The organism is Arsenophonus endosymbiont of Bemisia tabaci Q2 (assembly GCF_902713415.1).
In the GTDB taxonomy this organism is placed as follows: Bacteria; Pseudomonadota; Gammaproteobacteria; order Enterobacterales; family Enterobacteriaceae; genus Arsenophonus.
On sequence record NZ_CACTIE010000317.1, the window covers coordinates 1 to 853 of the forward strand.

Below are 853 nucleotides of genomic sequence, written 5' to 3' on the forward strand. Positions count from 1 at the left end.
ATCCAGGCTGCGGGATGAGTACAGCCGGTTAATTGGCCAATTTTTTGGATGGTATTTAATTGAGATAAGGCCTGATCCAGATAAGTTAGTGAAAATGATTGCGTAAAAGGAAGCGGATTGATTGGACGGAAATAGTTGGCTAAGTTGTTCTGTGTCACAGATGCCACAGCCAGTACGGCCAGTTAGATTAGGCCGTTTTGCTTTTAATGCCATAAACTGGCGGGGTGATAGTTCAATATTTAATTCTATGCCCTTTGAGTCATATTTACTGATGTTGATATCGCGAATTTCTTCAGCAGATTGGATAATGCCTTCGGACAGCGAAAAACCTATAGCGAGTAGGGTTAAGTCTTTTGGGCTTGCCATCATGACGGCATGGGAAATGCCATTGTAGACCAAGGCAATAAAGACTTTTTGCGCAACATTATCAAAATTAAAAATATTAAAAATTTTTCTTTTGGCGAACTTTTATTTTGGATACTCCGGTTTTTTACATTTTTCGTCATTTCAGTTGCACAAAAATTACTCATTAGCCGAATTCCTAATAATATAATACATTAAAAGAGATTATATTAATTATTATGGATAGAGAGTTTGATCCAACCAAAAAAGATCGTGATTTAATAAAAAATGATCACCTATTTTGCTGTTTTTTATTTTACTGGAGACCAATGTCAGTCATGTGAATGAGGAGATTTTTGATGCAAGTCAGCAGAAGACAGTTCTTTAAGATCTGTGCTGGCGGTATGGCAGGTATAGCTAAGCGACTTAATTTTGATGACATTATTTATATGAGCTATTCAATTGATTTTAGACGTAAAGTAATATTTACGATGGAAGAAGAAGGGTTGAG

The 853-nt window shown here is 36.0% G+C and carries 1 pseudogene; it reads right to left on the reverse strand.

The window, feature by feature from the left end:
* A pseudogene (locus ARSQ2_RS11680) lies at positions 1–429 on the reverse strand (formate dehydrogenase accessory sulfurtransferase FdhD); the annotation flags it as partial.
* Positions 430–853: the final 424 nt, after the last annotated feature.